This window comes from Sutcliffiella horikoshii, assembly GCF_002157855.1.
Lineage (GTDB): Bacteria > Bacillota > Bacilli > Bacillales > Bacillaceae_I > Sutcliffiella_A > Sutcliffiella_A horikoshii_C.
In genome coordinates, this window is record NZ_CP020880.1 from 1,758,302 (window position 1) to 1,780,442 (window position 22,141).

The window sequence follows — 22,141 nt, forward strand, 5'->3', positions numbered from 1 at the left end:
CGCAAATGTGGAGGCTCTTAATTTTATTTTAAACACAAAAAAAGGAATCCCTCCGGCTAATAGGTGGAATTCCCAGCTTGATTTAAGGCTTGTTCAATGGAAACAACGATATCTTTTTTAGGCTTTGAGCCTTCTATTTGTGTTACTACTTCATTGTCATGAACCACAATTAATGAAGGGGTTGCCTTTACATTGAACTGCTTATATAATAATTTTTCATTTTCAGAATGAACTACTTTTAAATTTGCAACTTCATCTGGAAATGAATTTTTCAAATCAATGATCGCATCATAATATGTACTCTCATCCTGTAAATTAGATTCGTCCGTAAAGAAAACGAGTGTCCGAGAATCATCAGGAAATTGAATGTGAGTTATCGATTGATTTTCTTGACAGGAAGATAAAATGAAAAAAGACAACGTGAAAAAAATAACAGCGCCTCTAATCATGGCAATCCTCACTTTCTATTAACAACATATATAATAATGAATAGTTACTTTTTTGTTCTGCTATTTGGTGCTATTCTACCATTAAATTTTATATAAACAGGCCTTGTCACGTAAATGTTACATAATTGAAAAATAGATAGCTCCTTTCTGGCATAATAATTATAAAGGTTTTTAATCATGATAAATCGGTTACATAAATAGAAATATGCAGTAAGGAGCTGCTTTTATGAAAAATTATGTGGTATTTTTAATACAAAATATTTTTTGGGGGACATATAGTCTGATAGAATGGTTTTCGGTTCGGGATAAAATGCAGGCCAAAATTATTTTATTAGGTATATTTATCTATCTCTGTTATACACTTGCCATGTCAATAATTCATAAAAAGAAGCATGCGGCATTGACAACTGCCATTAGTTTTATTTTCTATTTTAGTTTTCAGAGTCTATTTTACTATTTTGTTTTTGGTGGTTGAATTATCTTACTAAGATTTAATAACTGGAAAAAGATTGCCTTCATATAGTAATTGCTAGTATGATTAAAGGTGAAACTTACGTATGGAGGAAAGAATATGAAAAAATGGATACTATCAGCATCATTATTGCTCCTCCTTGTAGCTTGCGGGCAAAATGGACAAGTTGAAAATGAACAAAATTCCTCTTCAGAAAATCAGGCGGAAGAAAATGATTCTGTGGTGGAAGAGGATGAAAAAGAAAAAGATGTCCCTGTATCAAATACAGAAGACCCGAAAAAAGAACCTGAGGAAGAAGAAGTAGCTGACTCCGAGGAAGATCAGAATGAAAAAGAAAAAGAAGACTCTGGTAACGAGGACCAAGTACAAGAACCTTCTCCTGAAGAACCCCAATATGTCGTAAATCCTACCACTTCTGCTTTAGAACCAATAGGTGATGCAAACTCCGAGGTGGTTCTATTGACAATAGATGACGCTCCTGATTGGTATGCATTAGAAATGGCTACGACTTTGAAAGAACTTGGCGTAAAAGCTATCTTCTTTGTAAATGGTCACTTCCTTGAAACGGAGGAAGAGCAGGGGGTACTAAAGACCATTTATGAGATGGGTTTTCCGATTGGTAATCATACGATGACACATAAGTCATTAAGACAGCTTACGGAAGAAGAACAGTATGAAGAAATAGTATTGCTCAGTGACCGGGTAGAAGAAATCACAGGTGAACGCCCACGCTTTTTCCGTGCTCCGTTTGGCACTAATACAGATTATGCCTTAGAACTTGTAAAGCAAGAGGGCATGATTGCTATGAATTGGACATACGGTTATGATTGGGAAACAGACTACATGGATGCAGAAGCACTTGCAGATATTATGGTTAATACGGAATTTCTGAACAGCGGAGCCAATCTGTTAATGCATGACCGTGAATGGACCAAAGATGCGTTAAGCGATATAGTAAAAGGGCTTCAAGGCAAGGGATATGAGATACTTGACCCAGACTTGATTGGGACTGAAGATGATAGCGTAGAAACGGAATAAATGAATAACCCCCACTCCTTTGGGAGCGGGGGTTATTTGTGACAATGAAAGTATGTAAAACCATTGATTTCCGTTCCAGGCGCTTCGCTTGCCTGCGGGCGGTCCGTGAGCCTCCTCACAATGCTTCAGGGGTCTCACCTGTCCCTTCCTCCCGCGGGCGTCTGCGCGCCTTCCACTTCAATCAATAAGAGGACCTCATACCTCCAATGATTCAACGTTTATAGTAGTACATAATGCTGCCGGTAAATAGTTTAAGCTCAGCCTCTAGCTTTTTTGCAAGAAACTTACATAGTTCGTTAGCCTTTGCTTTATCTCCGTGGGTACTTTGGTCGTGCAACGTAACTTGTATGTAGGAGAGTGGTTCAGTCTCGTCTAAGGTGGCTTGCTGTGTGCCAACTCCTATAAGAATCATTTTGTACCGATCCTCCGTACCTTTTAAATAAAACCACTGGCCTTTGCCTTCAGGTTTTTCTTTTAATTCGTATGGGAAGGCTGCCTGGCTGTATTCCCATCCTAATTGTTTTCCAGTTTTAGATGTTATGTCTTTATAGTAGTTTAATAACTCTTTTACATGTTCAACGGTAAGCGTTTTCTCTTTTGATTTGGGAACTAAATTAATGTAAGCGCTACTGGCCATCAAATTCACTCCTAAGATTACTATTCCATTATATATATTCTAGCATTAGAGGAAATCGGCTGACAATCACTAAGTGAAAATTCTTGCAAATCAAGCATTTCGTAAGTTATAATAATATTCTGAATAACCAAAAAATAAAAAGGAGGTACCTTATGAACTTATTTGACAAGCTTTATGATAACAATGAGAATGTTCCTGTTCGCTTTGTTGGCTTTACGACTAAAGATGTTAGATATGATTTTGGTATCGTGTACACGAATATGTTTTTTGGTAAGCCCCTTGTCATCTGTATGCAAACCGGCCGTTCTACCCTCCTCGACCCTAAAGACATTACTGACCTTAACCACCTTCAGCATGTATTCCGAATTGATTCACAACAGGAAGCAGAAGACCTTGCAGAGTTTTTTACTGAGGCGATACCTGCAAGTCCGTTTCAAGAGCAATATGAATAAAAGCTAATCTCCTTCGAGGCCAATGTCCTGTTTTTAGGGCATTGGCCTATTTCATTAAAATAAGAAAGTTTGTAATTCAGTTGATTTCCGTTTCAGGCGCTTCGCTTGCCTGCGGGCGGTCCGTGAGCCTCCTCAGGCTTCGCCTTCCGGGGTCTCACCTGTCCCTTCCTCCCGCGGGCGTCTGCGCGCCTTCCACTCCAATCAACTAGGGGTTTTTACATACCAAAAGATTCAAGAAGAATATCTTAACGAGTTAGTTGGATTAGCATAAACGTTTTTTAACGAAGTTTCTAGCTGTGGATTGGAGCAAATGGCAAAGACTCCTGCGGGGGGTAACGGTTGATTGAGACCCCGCAACGAAGTGAGGAGGCTCAATCACCGTCCCGCGGAAAGCGAAGCCATTTGCGGAAAGGAACAGCGGTGATAAACCAAGTTTTATAAGACTGGGCGGTTTATGCCCATTTTTATGTGGTGGCAAATTTAAATGTGTTATACAATTTAATCATTGACATAACACATTAGAGCCTTTATGATGTAAGTAAGACAACATAAAGCGCTTTCATTAAAAGGCAGCTTTGCAAAAAAATTTCTTTTAGGAAAGAGGTTGAAGGGTATGGGTACAATCATTTGTCAAACTTGTAACAGCGCGGTGGATCACTTTGAGGATGAAAAAGTTACGACTTATTATGCAAAATGTCCAGATTGTCAGTGCTCTGAAAAAAGCGAAGATTTAGCCTAGAATTATATATTAATAGAAAGAGCAGGTCCCCGGGGTAGGAGGGGACCTGCTCTTTGTTCATTTTATCGAATTGCTTTGTGTTCCTTAATTACTCTTAAGGTTTTCAATTCATGATCTTCGGGACCTTGTACTGGCAGTCCTACTTCTAACGTTCTTGTAATGTAGGACAAGTTTTCTTCTGTTATGATCTCACCAGGAGTGAAAATTGGAATGCCTGGAGGATACACCATGATAAACTCTGCGATAATACGGCCGGCAGATTTTTCAAACGGAACAACTTCCGTTTCAGAGTAGAAGGCATCGCGTGGTGCAATCGCTAACACCGGAATGTCGGGAAGAAGAACCTTTACTTTTTCACCGGAATCTCCAGCCTGTTGATGAAACTCTGCTGATAACTCTTTAAGGGCTTCTAATAACGTTCCAGTCTCCACCTCTGAGTCTCCAGGTGTGATAATACAAAGAATGTTATAGAGGTCAGAAAGCTCCACTTCGATGTTATATTTTTGACGAAGCCATTTCTCGACATCATACCCTGTAAGGTTTAATTTCTTTACAGAAATAATCAACTTCGTCGGGTCATAGTCAAAGGTTGCTTTTCTGCCTAAGATTTCAGGTCCTACACAATGTAAATGCTCAATTTCATTAATAGCATCCCGTGTTTGGTTGGCAAGTTGGATCGTCTTTTCTATAAGCAAGTGTCCTTCGGTGGCAAGTCGTTTCCTTGCAACATCCAACGAAGCCAATAGTAGGTAAGAGGTGGATGTAGTGGTTAACATACTTAAAATGCTTTGAATGCGATTTACATTCACCAATCCTTCTCGTACATTCAATATAGAGCTTTGTGTCATAGAGCCTCCAAGCTTATGGACACTTGTCGCAGCCATGTCAGCTCCGGCCTGCATAGCGGATAAAGGAAGTTCCTCATGGAAATGGATATGAACACCGTGCGCTTCATCCACAAGAACAGGGACGTTAAAAGAATGAGCAATTTCAACAATCTGGCTTAAATCAGCTGAAAAGCCAAAATAAGTTGGGTTAATGACAAGAACACCCTTTGCGTCAGGATGTTGCTGAAGCGCCTTTTCCACAGAGTCTGTCGTGATCCCGTGAGAGATTCCTAAGTCTTTGTCCACTTCTGGGTGGATAAAGATTGGAACTGCTCCTGAAAAAACAATGGCAGACATGACAGATTTATGAACATTCCTTGGTACGATGATTTTCTCTCCAGGCCCGCATACAGCCATTACCATTGTCATGATGGCTCCACTTGTACCTTGTACGGAGAAAAATGTATGGTCAGCTCCAAAAGCTTTTGCTGCAAGGTCTTGGGCTTCTTTAATCATCCCCTTAGGCTGATGGAGATCATCAAGGGGTCCAATATTGATTAGATCTATGGAAAGAGCATTTTCACCGATGAATTCACGGAATTCTGGATCGATCCCAGCTCCTTTTTTATGTCCGGGAATATGGAATTGAACCGGGTTCCCTTTTGCATGATTTAAAAGTCCAGTAAATAATGGCGTGTCGTTTTGAGAATATGTCAACTTACTTATGCACCTCTTTAATTTAGCTTAGTTTCGGTTTCGTTTATCTTAACGCATCGAATTACGCAGAACAAACATTCACATAAAACAAATGAAATTATAGCATTTATCCTCTTCATTGCATAGCAGGAATTTGCCACATTATAAAGAAACATATAAAGAGAGATAGAAAGGGGAAGATGATCATGAAATGGGAAACAAGAATAACCAAACTTTTAAATATAAAATATCCAATTATCCAAGGTGGACTTGCTTATTTAGCATACGCTGACCTGGCTGCCGCGGTTTCGAATGCAGGAGGTTTAGGGCAAATAACGGCAATGAGTTTGGAAAGTCCAGAATTATTAAGAGAAGAGATTCGAAAGGTTAGAAGGATGACGGATAAGCCTTTTGGTGTGAACTATGCAATTGGCCAACATGGAAGACCTTTTGAGCATATGTTGGATATTGCTTTGGAAGAAGAGGTTCCGGTCATCTCCATGACAGGGGGAAACCCTGCACCGATTTTCAAAAGGCTAGAGGGCTCAGTTTGCAAAAAGTTAGTTCTGGTAGCAGCTCGCAGACAAGCAGAAAAAGCGGAAGAGCTAGGTGCTGATGCCGTCATGGTCGTAGGACAGGAAGGAGGAGGTCATCTAGGCAAAAATGACCTAGGTACCATGGTATTAGTTCCAAAAGTAGTAGACGCCTTAAAGATACCTGTCATCGCTTCAGGAGGCATTGGTGATGGGCGCGGGATGATGGCTGCATTGGCACTTGGTGCAGAAGGGATAGAAATGGGAACAAGATTTATCGCAACCAAGGAGTGCCTGCATGCTCATCCTATTTACAAAGAAAGGCTGGTAAGCGGAACCGAGAATGATACGGTAGTCATCAAAAGAAGTCTTGGTGCCCCTGCAAGGGCCATTCAAAATACTTGGACGGAACAAATATTAAAGATAGAACAGGAAGCAAAAGGGTATGAAGGATTGAAAGACTTCATTAGTGGTACTGCGAACAAGCGGTATATCTATGATGGCAAAACAGATTCAGGTTATGCATGGGCAGGGCAGGTAATGGGGTTGATCGAGGATGTGCCAAGTGTGGATCAGCTTTTGTCTAGAATGGTGAAGGAAGCGGAAAATATTAGAGAGAAGTGGACAAACTAGAGAATGAAAATGATATACTTTACTTTTCCACTATACATATTTTGAGGTGAAGTTATGGATTTCTCTTATCCCATTTCCTATGATTGGTCTACAGATGAAATTGTAGATGTTATTGCACTATATGAAGCGGTTGAGCTCACTTACAGCAAAGGCGTGGAGCGTGACCAGCTTTTATCCTTATATCGCCGGTTTAAAGAGATCGTGCCAGGCAAGGCGGAAGAACGAAACCTTGCAAACGAGTATGAGGAACTTAGTGGTTTCTCTGTTTATCGTACGATAAAAAAAGCAAAAGACATGAATCCAGGCGAACAGGTGAAGATGTCGAAGTGATACGAAAAAATCTCAGAACCTAGATGGTTCTGAGATTTTTTTGTTTATGCTTCCACCGTCTGTTTTGTCATCTGATAAAGCCCTTTTACTGTCTGGATAGCTTCCTCGATGCGCGCAACGGTTTCATCTCCCGTAAGCTTGATTGCCTCTTCTTTAGGTATTTGTATGCCGCAAAGTATTTCTGCTTTTTTTACGTTGATCAGTCGTTCAAATAGCTCTTTGTGGGTTTCCTCCGTCAAATCAGATTGGCGGATAACTTCTGGTTTCGTGTGATCTTTGGACCAGACAAATTCAGAAGGAATCTGCTCGCGAATGGACGATACATTTTTAAGTAATATCTCACCAAAAGCTTCTTTCATCGGTGCTTCATAGATAACGGCAAACCAGACAAATACATGTGTCTCCCACAAGCCGATCTGGAAATGTGGTAACATCTTGTATCCGCGTGCATTGTTTGCAAAGGCAACCCAGGAATCTTTTGGAGGGTTCTTGGTTCTTCTTGCATGTTTGGCAACATGATAGTGCATTTCATCACCAGTCATGGCAGTTAGTGAGGGAGAGAAATATTGGCCAAGCTGTTCAAACTTTGGCTGTATTTGAGATTTTAGAGTTTCCATTCTATCTTCAAGTCCATCTATTGTAAATACTTCAAAATCTTCTTTTTTAAATCCGTTGAAATTTTCGTTTGTCATGTAGTCGCCCCGTTTCTAAAACTTTGCTTTTTTTATAATCCTCATTTTAGCATAGCCAATTTTTCCTGCCAAAAGATTAGATTTTCAACCTCTTCCTTTCTTTTTAGGTAACTGCACATTTTAGTTACCATCTTTCATTCCCTTCATATGATATAGCAACCATTAGAAAATTAAATCCTTTGGACCGAGAAACTTTATAGAAGGAGGGAATAACCGTGAAACAAGTGGCGACACCTTGGAAAAAGAAAAAAGAGGAAAATCAGCGCGCGGTCTTACGAATGGAAATCGACTATGAACTGGCAGTTTTATTCGAAGCAATACAAGAGAGTGATAAGGAAAAAATGAAAAAAACGAAATCTAAATTAGAGCAATTAAGAAAAGAAATGTTAAGTCTAGAGGTTTAGTGGCATAGGCTACTTAGACGAACCTGTATGAGGTTCGTTTTTCTGTGTGACCTATTACTTGATTTTACTCATTCGTTTAAGTAAGCTAAAACATACATAATTTGTTTAATCGTTATAGAATAGCTGCAATGACAAGGTTAACAGAAGGGCAGGAGAACACATGAATTGGACTGAAATTGATGAGAATGCAAAAAAATGGACGAGAGAAGCGGGAGAACGTATTCGAACTTCTTTCAGCAAAGAATTGATGATACATACAAAATCCTCTCCTGATGATCTGGTGACTAATATTGACCAGGAAACGGAACAATTTTTTATAGAACGAATTAGAAAAACTTATCCAGAACACCAAATTCTTGGTGAAGAAGGATTTGGTGATGAATTGGACAAACTTGATGGAACGGTTTGGATTATCGACCCTATTGATGGAACGATGAACTTTGTCCATCAGCAACGTAATTTTGCTATCTCCGTTGCTGTATATGAATATGGCGTGGGAAAGATTGGGCTGATTTATGATGTGGTTCATGACGAGCTATACCATGCAAAAGTAGGGGAAGGAGCTTATTTGAACGATACGAAACTGCCACAGTTGGAAGAGGTGGCAGTAGAGAAAGCGGTTATCGGTTTAAATGCCACATGGATCACGGAAAATAAGCGTATCGACCCCACTATTCTGGCCCCGCTTGTGAGGAAAGTAAGAGGTACAAGATCTTATGGGTCGGCAGCGCTTGAAATGGCCTATGTAGCAACAGGGCGCATTGATGCATATATTACGTTGAGACTTTCCCCTTGGGATTTTGCAGCGGGACTAATACTTGTAAACGAGCTCGGTGGTAAAGTGACCACACTCCATGGTGAACCGCTTAATATGCTTGGACAAAACAGTGTCTTTGTAAGTAAACCGGGTTTACATGAAGTGATTAGCAAGGATTACTTGTATAAATTGAAGAAATAAATGTAACCCACGGTCGTGAATAGACCGTGGGTTTCATTTATTTTTAAATTATAGTAGGAACATTTTGTCAATTTTATAATTGTCCGTTTTCACGCATTTTTCTTTTTGTTTTGAATCCAAGTCCCATGACCACACCGAATAAAACAAACGCTCCAATGATTCCAAGCGTGTTTCTCTCACCGATTGCGATTCCGACCATGCCTAAAGAAACCGCTGCCAAAACCGCATAAAGCATGAAAATCCACTTAATATCCTTCATAAAATCAACTCCTTTGGTTAACGCTAATTACATATAACATATATTTTACATAAGTCTCTTTCTCTTTTCTACCATGTTTGTGGTATAATACTAAAGTTGTTAAGTTGTAAAATTAGGGAGATGAAATAGTGAACATCCGCAATGATATTAGAAACATCGCAATTATCGCTCACGTAGACCATGGTAAAACAACGTTAGTGGACAAATTGCTACATCAAGCTGGGACGTTTAGAACGAACGAGCAGGTAGCAGAACGTGCCATGGACTCCAATGATTTAGAAAGAGAACGTGGGATTACTATATTAGCTAAAAATACGGCAATAAACTATAAAGATACGCGCATTAACATCATGGACACACCTGGACATGCCGACTTTGGTGGAGAAGTGGAACGTATTATGAAAATGGTTGATGGTGTACTTTTAGTAGTAGATGCTTATGAAGGCTGTATGCCTCAGACGCGCTTTGTATTGAAAAAAGCGTTAGAGCAGAACCTGACACCAATCGTAGTTGTTAACAAAATTGACCGTGACTTTGCTCGTCCAACTGAAGTTGTTGACGAAGTAATTGACTTGTTCATCGAGTTAGGTGCAAACGAAGAACAACTTGAATTCCCAGTTGTATATGCATCTGCGATCAACGGTACAGCTAGTACAAATCCTGAAAAACAAGATGAAAACATGGAAGCGATCTATGAGTCCATAGTTGAACACATCCCAGCTCCAGTTGATAACAGTGCCGAGCCGCTTCAATTCCAAGTAGCGCTTCTTGACTACAATGACTATGTAGGTCGTATCGGGGTTGGACGTATCTTCCGTGGGACGATGAAAGTTGGCCAACAAGTTGCTCTAATGAAGCTTGATGGTTCTGTAAAACAATTCCGTGTAAGCAAGCTATTTGGTTTCATCGGTCTTAAGCGTGTGGAAATTGAAGAAGCAAAAGCTGGGGACCTTGTAGCAGTTTCCGGAATGGAAGACATCAACGTAGGAGAAACAGTTTGTCCGGTTGATCAACAAGATGCACTTCCTGTTCTTCGTATTGACGAGCCAACTCTTCAAATGACTTTCTTGGTAAACAACAGTCCGTTTGCAGGTAAAGAAGGTAAATTTGTTACTTCTCGTAAAATTGAAGAGCGTTTGAATGCACAGTTGGAGACTGATGTAAGCTTGCGTGTAGATCCAACCGATTCTCCGGATGCGTGGGTTGTTTCAGGGCGTGGAGAGCTTCATTTATCCATTCTTATTGAGAATATGCGCCGTGAAGGTTTCGAGCTTCAAGTGTCTAAACCTGAAGTAATCATCAGAAATATCGATGGTAAGAAATCCGAGCCGGTTGAGCGTGTGCAAATTGACGTACCTGAAGATTACACTGGTGCAATCATGGAATCCATTGGAGCTCGTAAAGGTGAAATGGTTGACATGATCAATAATGGTAATGGTCAAGTTCGTTTGATTTTCATGGTACCTTCTCGTGGATTGATCGGTTATACAACTGAATTCCTTTCCCTTACTCGCGGATACGGAATCATCAACCACACATTTGACAGCTACCAGCCAATGGCAGCAGGTCAAGTAGGTGGACGTCGCCAAGGTGTTCTTGTTTCTATGGAATCAGGCAAAGCATCTACTTATGGTATCATGGGTATTGAAGACCGCGGCGTTATCTTCGTTGAGCCTGGAACAGAGGTTTACGAAGGAATGATCGTTGGAGAGCATAACCGTGAGAACGACCTTGTTGTTAACGTTTGTAAGATGAAGCAGGCTACTAACGTGCGTTCTGCGACTAAAGATCAAACAGTTAGTATGAAAAAGCCTCGCCTTATGACATTAGAGGAGTCTTTAGAATACTTGAACGACGATGAGTACTGTGAAATTACTCCACAATCCATCCGTTTACGTAAAAAGCTTCTTGATAAAAACGAACGTGAAAGAGCAGCGAAAAAGAAAAAGTTCGCTGAAGCATAAAAAATTAGAAATGGGGATGCAGGGGTGCTTGAAAGAGGACCTTTGTCATCCCTTTTTCTAAATCTCTATCTAAAACTGTTAGAAATGGGGAAAAGGCAATGGATGTAACACAAAGGTTATCCTTTTTTGCTAGTCTATTCCGTGTGGATGAAAGTCCTGATCTAGGAATGTGGCTTTTGTATTTTACCATTTTAGGATTGTCCATTTTAGTTTATAAGCTTGGATTCGCATTGAAGCTGCCTGTTTTAAAGTCAGTGGTTATTTATACCTTCCTTGCTTTAGGAAGCACAGTGCTTACGTTTCTTGGAATCTTTCTTCCTGTTGGAGAAGGTTTGGTAGTGGCAGCTTTAATATTGATTATCTATAAGATTCGACTTCACCGTTCAAAGCAAGCGGAAAGCACAGAATCATAGGGGGTCAGTAGATGAGGTCTTTACAAGACACGCTTTATAATTGGCTGACCATTAAGGTGGTAGCAGAAGCAAGACCGGAAGATAAATCCGCGCACGATACAATGAAGTTGTTTGAAGGAATTCTCTTAGAAGATCATAAACTCTCAAACATTGTAGTATCTAAAGAGGAGCCAATGTATTACGTGGAATATGAAAAGGACGAAGAACGGCACAAAGTAAGATTTCCAATTGAATTAATCGACGTGATGCTCGAACAAATTCAAAACGAGCCTGATAAGTACCATAATTATGAATAAAATAGAAAAAGGATAGCTCCTTCTTGAGTGATTATGATTGTCACTTCCGAGGGATCTATCCTTTTTGCTTATTTTTATAAAATATAGGGAGAAATACAGCAAAGGCCAAGTGCCCGATCGACCATAATAGTATCGCAATTACATCCGTTGGTGCCGGGGTTTCTTTTATAGCCAGTATCGTCAATGGAAAATATAAAAGAATAGTAGGAAAAGTGATACCTATAGCGAGCAGGTATTGTCTTCTTTTATCAAATAAGTGGAAATGCTCCACAATATAAGAAAACATAATACCGATTAGCACAGCAACAATCAAGTGAAGGGAGAATTCGGCCAGTTCGGATAGGTTTGCATTATTTAAACCTGGGATAAAATCGACATTCAATAAAAGCACATATATCTTTTTTCCCGAGAGGATTTCAAGGGCTTTAATAAACAAACCCATCAAGATCCCGCTTATCAAACCAGTAAAAGCGCCTCTTCGTATCAAGTTCTACCACTCATCCTGATTTTGTTTTTGTTCATATAGCTTAAAATTCCCTGTAGCTTTTCTCTCGTTGGTTCTTTTTTCAATTCTTTCACTGCATTCGTCGCACATATATGTATGAATTGGTCGGTTGCGAAGCCTTTTCGCAACTAACGTTTCGTCATCGATGCTTTCAATTTTATCACAAATTACACACTTGACTCTCATGGCACACCTCTTTATTCAATCTTACTCATTAGTATAGCATAAAGGGTGAAAATTAAGAATTAATTGCTAACAGGGGTGTTGAATGTATAACATAATGGTGCTGTTTCTTTCTATGGAAATGGTGATATGGTAAGATTAATAAAAATATTGTAGGGGGATGGACCATGCCTAACCTTGTAGAAAATGTTCTTGTAGAACCACTTATAGAAGCATTGCAAAAAGAAACTCTTGTGACAATCAGTACTGTGGATTATGAAACAGGTGGTCCGAATGTGAGTGCAATCTCCTGGCTATTTGCTCCAAATGAGAAGACTATTTTACTTGCTGTTAATGCGGAGTCTCGCATTGTGAAGAATGTGTCCCATAATAGCGAATTAGTGGTTAACCTGATGGCCAATGATTCGGTTTACTCCATTCATACGGAAGCAACTGTTAAAGTAGAGAGAATGGATAATGTCCCATTAAAATTGGCGTTGTTGCATCTTGATGTAAAAGTAGTAAGGGATGTCATGTTTTATGGAGCGAAAATAAGTGTAGAGCCGAAATTCGAGAAGACCTATGATGTAGAAGCTGCTAAGAAATTAGACCATCAGGTAATGACGGCGGTCCGTAGGTATAGCTAAGAGCAGTGATTGGGGAACCAGGTGTATGCCTGGTTTTTTTGATGAAAGTAAGTATAAATTCCGGTTGATTTCCGTTCCAGGGGCTTCGCTTGCCTGCGGGCGGTCCGTGAGCTTCCTCGGGTTCGCCTTCCTGGGTCTCACCTGTCCCTTCCCCCGCGGGCGTCTGCGCGCCTTCCACTCCATTCAAGAAGGTGGCTTCATTCATCGAAGGGTTTATGAAATGGTATCTAACCGAGAGAACTGAATAAGCACCTATGTATATTTTACGTAATTTTAGCTGTGGATTGGAGCAAATGGTGGAGTCTCCAGCGGGGAGCGGGGGAGTAACGGTAGCTTGAGACCCCCCACAGCGCAGCGAGGAGGCTCAAGCACCGTCCCGCGGAAAGCGAAGGCCATTTGCGGAAAGGAACAGCTGCGATAACCCAATACCCTTGTGGTTTATGATAGTAGTGACCGGGCTTCCTTCGGCCGGTTTTTCTTGAAGTGGGAGGGGGCGAGGGTAATATTGTTGGACCGAGTCGATTTCTTGATATAATCTGTTTTTTCTTGATATATCACAAAAATTCTTGATATATCTCCAGAATTCTTGATATATCCGGAAATTTATTGATATATTGTTTTTTTTCTTGATATCCCCTCACCCGCAGTGCCTGCAGTGCATAAAAAACTGCCCCGAAGTGGAAGTTAATCCACGTCGGGACAGCTAACAACGTAATTTTAGCAAATCTCTAGTCCTGTTTTACTTCCTTGTATCGTTTTTCGTCTTTTTGGTTATTGGATTGATTCTGTTGTTTCTGTTCCAGTTGTTTTTCCTGATCTTTTGGAAGTTTCGAGTTATTTTGCTCCGTTGGGTTAGGAGCTACCGGTTCTTTTAGATCAATCGGAATTTCAGGCATTACCCTTCCAACAATCTCCGCCAACTCTTCCATCACACCTGTTACAGGTCGTCCGTTTTGAATGTCTCGTCCCATTTCCTGCAAGCGAACAAAGGAGTCTGCATCTGCAAGGATGATAGCCGTAGCCCCATATGGGTCATTCTTCAAACTCTCTGCCACAGAATATTTAATGGTGCTTACTCTTTCACGGTCTAGGTCAGAGTTTACATCAATCCCTACCACCGCGTATGGACCAAGCACAACAGCAGTTGCATCATTTACATTTGGAACTCTTGTAGCAAGTTCCACCAGATGAGCGGAAACTTCCTGCCCTGTTTTTCTATCCACCTGCACATCTGCAGAATCTTTTACATGAATAATACGAGAGTTTTCATTCTCGCTTGAGATATTTCTTGGTTGATTGTTCATACAACCTGTAAGAGACAATGTTACGATTGCGGTCACTAATAAATATCTTTTCACCTATTTCACTCCTTCTTTCGGATGATTCCATTTTCATCTGTCTTGATTTTATTGTTTATTTGTTCTTCTATCTTTATTCATTCCGACATATATTTTAACAACGGTCCGTCCCTCTTTTATGGTCAAGTAGTAACACACTAATTGTATTGGGGCCATATAATGTATGGGAGGATGCCTTGATTCACTCCAGAAAGACAATAGAAGGGCTGAGAGTAGGAGGCGGCAGGTTGGGTAAAATTTATGTATTAGATACGAACGTACTGTTACAGGATCCATATGCAATCTATTCATTTGCAGATAATGAGGTGGTTATTCCTGCGGTGGTATTGGAAGAAGTGGATTCGAAAAAAAGATATATGGATGAAATAGGAAGGAATGCCAGACAAGTTTCCAAATTAATTGATTCCTTAAGAGCTACAGGAAAGCTTCATGAAAAAATACCTCTGCATAATGGTGGAGCGCTTCGGATTGAACTGAACCATAGAAGTTTCCATCAGCTGCAGGAAATTTTCGTGGAGAAGACAAATGATAATAGGATTCTTGCAGTCGCGAAAAATCTTTCATTGGAAGAGCAGACAAAAGAGGCTGGGCGGACCGTCATATTGGTGAGTAAGGATGCATTAGTACGCGTGAAGGCCGATGCAATAGGGTTGATTTCTGAGGACTTTTTAAATGACCGTGTCGTGGAAGTGGATCATATTTACAAAGGATTCCTCGAGATTTATGTTCCGACAGATACTCTTAACGCTTTTTATGTAAAAGGGGAAATCAGTGCCGCAGAATTAGCGAATCACCCGTTTTATGCCAATCAGTTTGTGATTATGAAAGATGCATTGGGCGGTTCGGCTTCAGCCGTTGGTATTATTGACTCGACCGGGAAGAAAGTGAAAAAACTCGTTTTTGATCAAGATCATATATGGGGAATTAGGCCGCGTAATGTACAACAAACGATGGCGTTTGAAATGCTTTTACGGTCGGATATTCCACTTGTTACGCTGACGGGTAAGGCAGGAACGGGGAAAACTCTCCTGGCGTTAGCTGCAGGACTTATGCAGACAGAGGACTTGAACCGTTATAAAAAACTGCTAGTGGCACGTCCAATTGTACCTGTTGGTAAAGATATCGGCTTCCTTCCAGGTGAAAAAGAGGAGAAGCTAAGACCGTGGATGCAACCGATCTATGACAATCTGGAATATTTATTCAATACAAAAAAACCGGGAGAACTTGACGCTATTCTTGCTGGGATGGGGTCTATTGAAGTGGAAGCATTGACCTATATAAGGGGTAGAAGTATTCCGGAGCAGTTCATTATTATTGATGAAGCGCAGAACCTTACAAAGCATGAGGTGAAAACCATTTTAACGAGGGTAGGGGAGCGGAGTAAAATTGTTCTGATGGGTGATCCGGAGCAAATTGATCATCCTTACCTGGATGAGTACAATAATGGTTTGACTTATGTGGTGGAGCGGTTTAAGGATCAGAAGTTAGCTGGTCATGTGAAGCTTGTCAAAGGGGAACGTTCGATGCTTGCAAAGCTTGCTGCAGACTTGCTATAAAGCATAGACCAGCTGTTGATTTCCACAAAAAAAGTACCGCCGTAACTTTTGTCACGGCGGTACTTTTGGGGAGTCCCTTTTATTTTACGATGATTTTATGTACTCCTGTAAGAGGTTCTGAATGATTGGAGCCATCCTCAAAATAAATGTGGACAGGTCCGTTTTCTTTTAGTGGTTTGCCGTTTTTAGAAAAAGCAAGAATGATTTCCTGTGCAGTAGGGATGTCAACCTCAAGTTCCGCATCTGCTCCTACAAATACCACTTTAGTGGAGTCGGGTTGTGGTTCTGCATTGTGCAAGAATGGACCGAATTTAATGCCAAATGTACCATTCAACAGTTTTTCTTTTTCGAATTTACGTTCTGATTTCAAAGTTGGTGGGTAAATGGCACCTTCTCTGATCTCACGCTCCCAATGTTTCGAAACTGCTTTTGTATATTCCTCAAGCTCATCTGTTTTCTCGCGTTTTTGTTCTGTGAAATATGTATCCAAATCAATTCTGCGATCGTCGAAAATCCAGACACCTGGATCGAGTGTAATCGAGAAATTAACTTTTCCTTCTATTCTGATGATATTTTCCATGTTGTCCCCCTAAATTGTAATCCTTTTCATTATTATATAACTTGTATGTTTTTTTGTCATGTAATCGGGGAATCTATTGGTAGATTCACGTCGGATATTAAGGGGTGTCGCAATTGGCATGTAAAAGTGAGGATGTTTTAAAGTCATTAGTGGAAGAGGCAAGGAAGGTAGCAAATGAAGGAAAAGTGGCAAACTACATACCTGCATTACAAAAGGAAAACCCGGAGCATTTGTCATGTGCCATTGTTTACCCAAATGGTAACTGTGTATCAGCAGGGGATATAAAGAGGCGATTTACGCTGCAAAGCATTTCAAAAATTATCAACCTTGCACTTGTTCTCATGGATTATGGACCTGAACATGTTTTTCATAGAGTAGGGATGGAGCCAACGGGTGACCCATTCAACTCGATTATTAAATTAGAGACATCCTCAAAAGCCAAGCCACTCAACCCAATGATAAATGCTGGCGCACTTGCCGTCACTTCCATGATGAAGGGCAGTAATGCCGAAGACAAAGTAGAATATATATTAGATTTTGTCAGGAAGCTTACAAATGAACCTAACATCGATTATTGTGAGGAAGTCGCCATCTCGGAATTTACTACATCTTTTCTAAACAGGTCTCTCTGTTTTTATATGAAGGGTGACGGAGTAATACACGGGAATGTAGAAGAGATTATGGAAGTATATACGAAACATTGCGCTATAAGACTGAATTGTCTTCAATTGGCACGGATGGGTGCTGTTTTTGCAATGGATGGTATTAATCCATTGACGAACGAACGTGTGATGCCAAAGGAAGTTGCTCGTATTTGTAAAACATTCATGGTTACCTGTGGAATGTACAATGCATCAGGCGAATTTGCCATAAAAATTGGTATTCCGGCAAAAAGCGGTGTATCAGGGGGAATTATGGGTTCTGTGCCAGGACGGATGGGGATAGGAATATTCGGCCCTCCATTAAATGAAGTGGGGAACAGCCATACTGGCCTAAAATTACTAGAATTACTACAGGATAAATATGATTTAAGCATGTTTTAATATTGAGTTATAGTAAATGCGCGGATCCTCCTTGCAATTTTTTAAAAATAACGATAAAATTTATAGATAAGATAGGCAATTGTACGTAAACGGAGGGATCGATATTGGCATCAGATATCGTGGTCGATCATCGTGATAAAGCTATTACGCTTTTAAAAGCTGATTCAGATAAAATTTTGAAGCTGATTCAAGTCCAAATGGACAACTTGACCATGCCTCAATGTCCATTATATGAAGAAGTGTTGGACACGCAGATGTTCGGGCTTTCTCGAGAAATGGATTTTGCGGTTCGCCTTGGCTTAATTTCCGAAAAAGAAGGGAAAGACATCCTTTCTAAATTGGAAAAAGAACTTTCCGCACTATACGAAGCATGGGAAAGAAATTAATACTAATAACGCTCAATCATGCGATAGTTGCTGATTGAGCGTTTTTATTACATTTGACTTAGAACAGAGGAAAAATCAGCATTAATCTCATTTTTTCTACATAATTAGTAAGGATTACATCGAAAAAGAGGAAAGTTATCGAAAAATAATGTATAATGGCTTTTATAATTGATAAAATATTCTAAACTTTTCCACGCGAGAAGTAGCTACTAGGGGGAGACAATATGACGAGAAAAATAAACAAGGTTCTTGTTGCGAACCGCGGCGAGATTGCAATTCGTGTTTTTCGAGCTTGTACAGAACTGAACATTCGCACAGTTGCTATTTACTCAAATGAGGATATCGGCTCATTCCATCGCTATAAAGCAGATGAAGCATATCTTGTAGGGGAAGGTAAAAAACCAATTGATGCATACCTTGATATTGATGGCATCATTGAAATTGCAAAAGCAAATGATGTAGATGCGATTCATCCTGGTTATGGTTTTCTATCGGAGAACATTCATTTTGCTAGAAAATGTGAAGAAGAAGGCATTATATTTATTGGGCCAACATCTAAACATTTGGATATGTTCGGGGATAAGGTGAAGGCGAGAACACAAGCTCAGCTTGCCAATATTCCTGTCATTCCGGGTACAGATGGTCCTGTACATTCATTAGATGAAGTGATGGACTTTGCTGCAACTTACGGCTACCCATTGATGATCAAGGCGGCACTTGGCGGCGGCGGGCGTGGCATGCGTATCGTTCGAAGCAAATCCGAATTGCGTGAGTCGTTTGATCGTGCAAAATCAGAGGCAAAAGCAGCTTTTGGCAACGATGATGTGTATGTTGAAAAACTAATTGAAAATCCAAAACATATTGAAGTACAGATCCTTGGTGATCAACATGGAGAAATTATTCACCTGTTTGAACGTGATTGTTCCATTCAAAGACGTCACCAGAAAGTGGTGGAAATTGCCCCGAGTGTTTCTCTTACTGATGATCTGCGTGATCGAATTTGCAACGCAGCAGTAGAGTTAATGGAAAATGTGGATTATATTAATGCTGGTACAGTGGAGTTTCTAGTTGCTGGAGATGAATTCTACTTTATTGAAGTAAATCCGCGAGTTCAAGTAGAGCATACTATTACTGAAATGGTGACTGGTGTGGACATCGTTCAGTCCCAAATCATGATTGCAGAAGGACATGCCTTACATAGCAGCAAACTTGGTATTCCGAAGCAAGAAGACATTAGAGTTCACGGGTTTGCTATCCAGTCCCGTGTAACAACGGAAGATCCGCTAAATGGATTCATGCCGGATACTGGAAAGATTATGGCATACCGTTCTGGTGGAGGATTTGGTGTCCGCCTGGATGCAGGAAACGGTTACCAGGGAGCAGTCATTACACCTTATTATGATTCATTGCTTGTTAAACTCTCTACATGGGCATTAACATTCGAACAGGCAGCATCCAAAATGGAACGAAATCTTAAGGAATTCCGTATTCGTGGTATCAAAACAAATATCCCGTTCCTAGAAAACGTCGTAAAGCACCCGAATTTCATGAACGGGCAATATGATACTTCCTTTATTGATACAACGCCTGAACTTTTTGTCTTTCCAAAACGTAAAGACCGTGGAACAAAAATGCTTACCTATATTGGGAATGTAACAGTAAACGGTTTCCCAGGTGTGGAAAAAAGGAAAAAACCTATCTTCACGAATCCTAGAATGCCGGAAGTCAGCCACATCGAGGAAGTTCCAAGCGGTACCAAGCAAATATTGGACGAGCGAGGAGCAGATGGGTTAGTCAATTGGGTGACAGAGCAGAAGGAAGTGTTATTAACAGACACGACCTTTAGAGATGCCCATCAGTCCTTATTGGCCACACGACTACGTACAAATGATTTAAAACAGATTGCAGAACCAACAGCCAAGTTGCTGCCAAATCTTTTCTCCATGGAGATGTGGGGCGGAGCAACATTTGATGTTGCATATAGATTCTTAAGTGAAAATCCTTGGGATCGACTATTGACATTGCGCGAACAGGCACCAAATGTTCTTTTCCAAATGTTACTTAGAGCTTCCAACGCGGTAGGATATAAAAACTATCCAGACAACCTAATAAAAGAATTCGTAGAGAAATCTGCTTATGCAGGAATTGATGTCTTCCGTATTTTTGATAGCTTGAACTGGGTCAAAGGGATGACCTTGGCAATTGATGCGGTCCGAGACTCCGGAAAACTGGCAGAGGCGGCAATCTGCTACACTGGGGATATTAATGACCCAAGCAGAACGAAATATGATTTGCAATATTATTGTGATATGGCAAAAGAACTGGAAAGAAGCGGTGCTCACATTCTTGCAATCAAGGATATGGCGGGGCTATTAAAGCCACAATCAGCTTATCGTTTAATTTCAACGTTGAAAGAAACTGTCGACATTCCAATTCACCTTCATACACATGATACTAGTGGGAATGGAATCTATATGTATGCAAAAGCAATTGAAGCAGGCGTTGATATTGTAGACGTGGCCATTAGTTCTATGGCAGGGCTGACTTCTCAGCCAAGTGCCAATTCCCTGTATTATGCACTTGAAGAAACGGATCGCAAACCGGATGTATCTGTAAAAGCTCTAGAACAGCTTTCACATTACTGGGAGGATGTACGTAAATACTACAGTGATTTTGAAAGCGGCATGAACAGCCCACACTCCGAGGTATATATGCATGAAATGCCTGGAGGACAATATAGTAATCTTCAACAACAAGCAAAAGCAGTAGGACTTGGAGCTCGTTGGGAAGAAGTAAAACAAATGTACCGTCGCGTAAACGATATGTTTGGTGATATTGTAAAAGTAACACCTTCCTCTAAGGTTGTAGGAGATATGGCGTTATTCATGGTTCAAAACAACTTATCTGAACAAGATGTGTTGGAAAAAGGAGAAACGATCGATTTTCCTGATTCTGTTATTGAATTGTTCGAAGGATATTTAGGTCAGCCTCATGGAGGATTCCCTGAAGAATTACAAAGAGTCATTCTAAAAGGAAAATCACCTATTACAGTTCGTCCAGGCGAGCTATTAGATGATGTCGACTTTGAAGAGATTCGCAAGAAATTATTTGAAACATTGAATCGACAAGTAACAAGCCATGAGATGATTGCTTATGCTCTTTATCCAAAAGTGTTCTTGGATTACCAAAAGAAATATGAACAATATGGAAATGTATCTGTATTGGATACACCGACGTTCTTCTTTGGTATGAGGCTGGGAGAAGAAATTCAAGTGGAAATTGAGCAAGGGAAGACATTAATGGTCAAACTTGTTTCCATTGGGGAACCACAGAAGGATGGAACAAGGGTTGTGTACTTTGAATTAAACGGACAACCTCGTGAAGTGAACATTAAAGATGAAAGTGTTAAATCAGATGTAGTGACAAAACCTAAAATGGATGCCACAAACCCTACACATATCGGTGCAACCATGCCAGGAACAGTTATCAAGGTATTGGTGGAAAAAGGGGAGAAAGTTTCCAAAGGAGATCACTTGATGATCACAGAAGCGATGAAAATGGAAACGACCGTTCAAGCTCCATTCAGCGGTACAGTGAAACAAATTCATGTGGCAGCTGGAGAGGGAATTGCAACTGGAGACTTATTGATTGAAGTAGATAAAGTTTAAATAACATTTATTATGAAAAGAACCTGAGAGTGATAGACATCATTCTTGGGTTCTTTTTTTAAAGGATTAGAGAGTTTAAAATACTGTTGATTTCCGTTCCAGGCGCTTCGCTTGCCTGCGGGCGGTCCGTGAGCCTCCTCACAACGCTTCAGGGGTCTCACCTGTCCCTTCCTCCCGCGGGCGTCTTCGCGCCTTCCACTCCAATCAACAAGATGACTTCACTCGACTTAAGAGTTACTAGCGAGGTATGGTTTTTACCTGAGTTAACTGTAAAAGCAATAACGTTTTGTTCTAATATTCTAGAGCTGGTGATTGGAGCAAAAGGCGAAGACTCCTTAGGGAGATAGCGCTAGGTGGAGACCCCGCAGGCAAAGCCGAAGGAGGCTCTCGTCAGCCCCTAGGAAAGCGAAGCCATTTGCGGAAATCAACAGCGGAGCATAACCA

At 40.5% G+C, this 22,141-nt stretch carries 25 protein-coding genes; 16 read left to right on the plus strand and 9 right to left on the minus strand.

From position 1 onward, the window contains the following. Positions 1-56 precede the first annotated feature (56 nt). Positions 57-449, minus strand: coding sequence for a thioredoxin domain-containing protein (locus tag B4U37_RS09110; protein WP_088017976.1), 393 nt, complete (start codon positions 447-449; stop codon positions 57-59). Positions 450-675: 226 nt separating this feature from the next. Between B4U37_RS09110 and B4U37_RS09115 the strand changes: the two genes are divergently transcribed. Together B4U37_RS09115 and B4U37_RS09120 are read left to right on the plus strand one after the other, a co-directional pair. Next, entirely contained in the window at positions 676-924 is a 249-nt protein-coding gene (locus tag B4U37_RS09115) for a hypothetical protein (RefSeq protein WP_088017977.1), read from the plus strand. A gap of 96 nt (positions 925-1,020) precedes the next feature. Further along, positions 1,021-1,959, plus strand: a complete 939-nt coding sequence (locus B4U37_RS09120) for a polysaccharide deacetylase family protein (RefSeq protein ID WP_088017979.1) — start codon at positions 1,021-1,023, stop codon at positions 1,957-1,959. Between the two features lie 211 nt (positions 1,960-2,170). Here the strand turns inward: B4U37_RS09120 and B4U37_RS09125 are convergent, their stop codons facing one another. Further along, positions 2,171-2,596, minus strand: coding sequence for a DUF1885 family protein (locus tag B4U37_RS09125; protein WP_088017980.1), 426 nt, complete (start codon positions 2,594-2,596; stop codon positions 2,171-2,173). Positions 2,597-2,748: 152 nt separating this feature from the next. On the opposite strand from B4U37_RS09125, the gene B4U37_RS09130 reads away from it, so the two are divergent. Together B4U37_RS09130 and B4U37_RS09135 are read left to right on the plus strand one after the other, a co-directional pair. Then, entirely contained in the window at positions 2,749-3,048 is a 300-nt protein-coding gene (locus B4U37_RS09130) for a DUF3055 domain-containing protein (protein ID WP_088017981.1), read from the plus strand. 613 nt (positions 3,049-3,661) lie between these two features. Then, positions 3,662-3,787 carry a GapA-binding peptide SR1P gene (locus B4U37_RS09135; protein ID WP_010192775.1) on the plus strand — a complete coding sequence of 42 codons (126 nt, stop codon included), beginning with the start codon at positions 3,662-3,664 and terminating at the stop codon, positions 3,785-3,787. A gap of 62 nt (positions 3,788-3,849) precedes the next feature. On the opposite strand, the gene B4U37_RS09140 is transcribed toward B4U37_RS09135, so the two are convergent. Next, positions 3,850-5,331: an aminotransferase class I/II-fold pyridoxal phosphate-dependent enzyme gene (locus B4U37_RS09140; protein WP_088017983.1), complete on the minus strand. Its 1,482-nt coding sequence runs from the start codon at positions 5,329-5,331 to the stop codon at positions 3,850-3,852. Between the two features lie 185 nt (positions 5,332-5,516). Between B4U37_RS09140 and B4U37_RS09145 the strand changes: the two genes are divergently transcribed. Both B4U37_RS09145 and B4U37_RS09150 read left to right on the plus strand, forming a co-directional pair. Continuing rightward, complete coding sequence (locus B4U37_RS09145; RefSeq protein WP_088017984.1) at positions 5,517-6,476, plus strand: NAD(P)H-dependent flavin oxidoreductase; 960 nt, start codon at positions 5,517-5,519, stop codon at positions 6,474-6,476. Positions 6,477-6,530: 54 nt separating this feature from the next. Continuing rightward, the gene (locus B4U37_RS09150; protein WP_088017986.1) at positions 6,531-6,806 is read left to right on the plus strand and encodes a UPF0223 family protein; all 276 of its coding nucleotides are present in this window, start codon (positions 6,531-6,533) and stop codon (positions 6,804-6,806) included. 44 nt (positions 6,807-6,850) lie between these two features. Here the strand turns inward: B4U37_RS09150 and B4U37_RS09155 are convergent, their stop codons facing one another. Continuing rightward, a complete protein-coding gene (locus B4U37_RS09155) occupies positions 6,851-7,498 on the minus strand; it encodes a YktB family protein (RefSeq protein ID WP_088017987.1) in 648 nt (215 codons plus the stop codon). A gap of 215 nt (positions 7,499-7,713) precedes the next feature. Between B4U37_RS09155 and B4U37_RS09160 the strand changes: the two genes are divergently transcribed. Beyond that, on the plus strand, positions 7,714-7,902 hold the full coding sequence (locus B4U37_RS09160; protein ID WP_010192786.1) for a hypothetical protein: 189 nt from the start codon (positions 7,714-7,716) through the stop codon (positions 7,900-7,902). A 160-nt stretch (positions 7,903-8,062) separates the two neighbouring features. Next, a complete protein-coding gene (locus tag B4U37_RS09165) occupies positions 8,063-8,860 on the plus strand; it encodes an inositol monophosphatase family protein (protein WP_088017988.1) in 798 nt (265 codons plus the stop codon). A 73-nt stretch (positions 8,861-8,933) separates the two neighbouring features. Here the strand turns inward: B4U37_RS09165 and B4U37_RS09170 are convergent, their stop codons facing one another. Next, on the minus strand, positions 8,934-9,119 hold the full coding sequence (locus tag B4U37_RS09170; RefSeq protein ID WP_088017989.1) for a YlaF family protein: 186 nt from the start codon (positions 9,117-9,119) through the stop codon (positions 8,934-8,936). 128 nt (positions 9,120-9,247) lie between these two features. Here B4U37_RS09170 and typA point away from each other — a divergent pair, with 128 nt between their 5' ends. From typA to B4U37_RS09185, 3 genes are all read left to right on the plus strand, one after another. Beyond that, positions 9,248-11,083 carry a translational GTPase TypA gene (gene typA, locus B4U37_RS09175; RefSeq protein ID WP_088017991.1) on the plus strand — a complete coding sequence of 612 codons (1,836 nt, stop codon included), beginning with the start codon at positions 9,248-9,250 and terminating at the stop codon, positions 11,081-11,083. Between the two features lie 98 nt (positions 11,084-11,181). Continuing rightward, positions 11,182-11,496, plus strand: coding sequence for a YlaH-like family protein (locus tag B4U37_RS09180; RefSeq protein ID WP_010192794.1), 315 nt, complete (start codon positions 11,182-11,184; stop codon positions 11,494-11,496). 11 nt (positions 11,497-11,507) lie between these two features. Then, positions 11,508-11,792 (plus strand): hypothetical protein, encoded by a 285-nt coding sequence (locus B4U37_RS09185; RefSeq protein ID WP_088017992.1) that lies wholly within the window; start codon positions 11,508-11,510, stop codon positions 11,790-11,792. A gap of 55 nt (positions 11,793-11,847) precedes the next feature. On the opposite strand, the gene B4U37_RS09190 is transcribed toward B4U37_RS09185, so the two are convergent. Further along, complete coding sequence (locus B4U37_RS09190) at positions 11,848-12,279, minus strand: hypothetical protein (protein WP_088017993.1); 432 nt, start codon at positions 12,277-12,279, stop codon at positions 11,848-11,850. 3 nt (positions 12,280-12,282) lie between these two features. After that, positions 12,283-12,483, minus strand: a complete 201-nt coding sequence (locus B4U37_RS09195) for a YlaI family protein (RefSeq protein ID WP_010192800.1) — start codon at positions 12,481-12,483, stop codon at positions 12,283-12,285. A 164-nt stretch (positions 12,484-12,647) separates the two neighbouring features. Between B4U37_RS09195 and B4U37_RS09200 the strand changes: the two genes are divergently transcribed. Next, positions 12,648-13,106, plus strand: coding sequence for a pyridoxamine 5'-phosphate oxidase family protein (locus B4U37_RS09200; RefSeq protein WP_088017994.1), 459 nt, complete (start codon positions 12,648-12,650; stop codon positions 13,104-13,106). 728 nt (positions 13,107-13,834) lie between these two features. On the opposite strand, the gene B4U37_RS09210 is transcribed toward B4U37_RS09200, so the two are convergent. After that, positions 13,835-14,464, minus strand: coding sequence for a YhcN/YlaJ family sporulation lipoprotein (locus B4U37_RS09210; protein WP_088017996.1), 630 nt, complete (start codon positions 14,462-14,464; stop codon positions 13,835-13,837). A gap of 227 nt (positions 14,465-14,691) precedes the next feature. Here B4U37_RS09210 and B4U37_RS09215 point away from each other — a divergent pair, with 227 nt between their 5' ends. Continuing rightward, positions 14,692-16,020, plus strand: coding sequence for a PhoH family protein (locus B4U37_RS09215; protein WP_088017997.1), 1,329 nt, complete (start codon positions 14,692-14,694; stop codon positions 16,018-16,020). A 79-nt stretch (positions 16,021-16,099) separates the two neighbouring features. Here B4U37_RS09215 and B4U37_RS09220 read toward each other — a convergent pair whose 3' ends face one another. Then, positions 16,100-16,600 (minus strand): hypothetical protein, encoded by a 501-nt coding sequence (locus B4U37_RS09220; RefSeq protein WP_088017999.1) that lies wholly within the window; start codon positions 16,598-16,600, stop codon positions 16,100-16,102. A 113-nt stretch (positions 16,601-16,713) separates the two neighbouring features. Here B4U37_RS09220 and glsA point away from each other — a divergent pair, with 113 nt between their 5' ends. The 3 genes from glsA to pyc all read left to right on the plus strand — a co-directional run bounded on the left by glsA (position 16,714) and on the right by pyc (position 21,697). Beyond that, the gene (gene glsA, locus B4U37_RS09225) at positions 16,714-17,643 is read left to right on the plus strand and encodes a glutaminase A (protein ID WP_088018000.1); all 930 of its coding nucleotides are present in this window, start codon (positions 16,714-16,716) and stop codon (positions 17,641-17,643) included. A 104-nt stretch (positions 17,644-17,747) separates the two neighbouring features. Then, the gene (locus B4U37_RS09230) at positions 17,748-18,029 is read left to right on the plus strand and encodes an Fpa/YlaN family protein (protein WP_010192813.1); all 282 of its coding nucleotides are present in this window, start codon (positions 17,748-17,750) and stop codon (positions 18,027-18,029) included. A 224-nt stretch (positions 18,030-18,253) separates the two neighbouring features. Continuing rightward, positions 18,254-21,697 (plus strand): pyruvate carboxylase, encoded by a 3,444-nt coding sequence (gene pyc / locus B4U37_RS09235; protein ID WP_088018002.1) that lies wholly within the window; start codon positions 18,254-18,256, stop codon positions 21,695-21,697. The last annotated feature ends 444 nt before the right edge of the window (positions 21,698-22,141 follow it).

Bases quoted from the DNA above. Each gene is read 5' to 3' on its own strand.
- B4U37_RS09195 (WP_010192800.1), bottom strand. From the start codon at position 12,483: ATGAGAGTCAAGTGTGTAATTTGTGATAAAATTGAAAGCATCGATGAC.
- B4U37_RS09170 (WP_088017989.1), bottom strand. From the start codon at position 9,119: ATGAAGGATATTAAGTGGATTTTCATGCTTTATGCGGTTTTGGCAGCG.
- B4U37_RS09145 (WP_088017984.1), top strand. From the start codon at position 5,517: ATGAAATGGGAAACAAGAATAACCAAACTTTTAAATATAAAATATCCA.
- B4U37_RS09200 (WP_088017994.1), top strand. From the start codon at position 12,648: ATGCCTAACCTTGTAGAAAATGTTCTTGTAGAACCACTTATAGAAGCA.
- B4U37_RS09155 (WP_088017987.1), bottom strand. From the start codon at position 7,498: ATGACAAACGAAAATTTCAACGGATTTAAAAAAGAAGATTTTGAAGTA.
- B4U37_RS09165 (WP_088017988.1), top strand. From the start codon at position 8,063: ATGAATTGGACTGAAATTGATGAGAATGCAAAAAAATGGACGAGAGAA.
- B4U37_RS09110 (WP_088017976.1), bottom strand. From the start codon at position 449: ATGATTAGAGGCGCTGTTATTTTTTTCACGTTGTCTTTTTTCATTTTA.
- B4U37_RS09185 (WP_088017992.1), top strand. From the start codon at position 11,508: ATGAGGTCTTTACAAGACACGCTTTATAATTGGCTGACCATTAAGGTG.
- B4U37_RS09120 (WP_088017979.1), top strand. From the start codon at position 1,021: ATGAAAAAATGGATACTATCAGCATCATTATTGCTCCTCCTTGTAGCT.
- B4U37_RS09180 (WP_010192794.1), top strand. From the start codon at position 11,182: ATGGATGTAACACAAAGGTTATCCTTTTTTGCTAGTCTATTCCGTGTG.
- B4U37_RS09125 (WP_088017980.1), bottom strand. From the start codon at position 2,596: ATGGCCAGTAGCGCTTACATTAATTTAGTTCCCAAATCAAAAGAGAAA.
- B4U37_RS09115 (WP_088017977.1), top strand. From the start codon at position 676: ATGAAAAATTATGTGGTATTTTTAATACAAAATATTTTTTGGGGGACA.
- B4U37_RS09135 (WP_010192775.1), top strand. From the start codon at position 3,662: ATGGGTACAATCATTTGTCAAACTTGTAACAGCGCGGTGGATCACTTT.
- B4U37_RS09150 (WP_088017986.1), top strand. From the start codon at position 6,531: ATGGATTTCTCTTATCCCATTTCCTATGATTGGTCTACAGATGAAATT.
- pyc (WP_088018002.1), top strand. From the start codon at position 18,254: ATGACGAGAAAAATAAACAAGGTTCTTGTTGCGAACCGCGGCGAGATT.
- B4U37_RS09220 (WP_088017999.1), bottom strand. From the start codon at position 16,600: ATGGAAAATATCATCAGAATAGAAGGAAAAGTTAATTTCTCGATTACA.
- B4U37_RS09130 (WP_088017981.1), top strand. From the start codon at position 2,749: ATGAACTTATTTGACAAGCTTTATGATAACAATGAGAATGTTCCTGTT.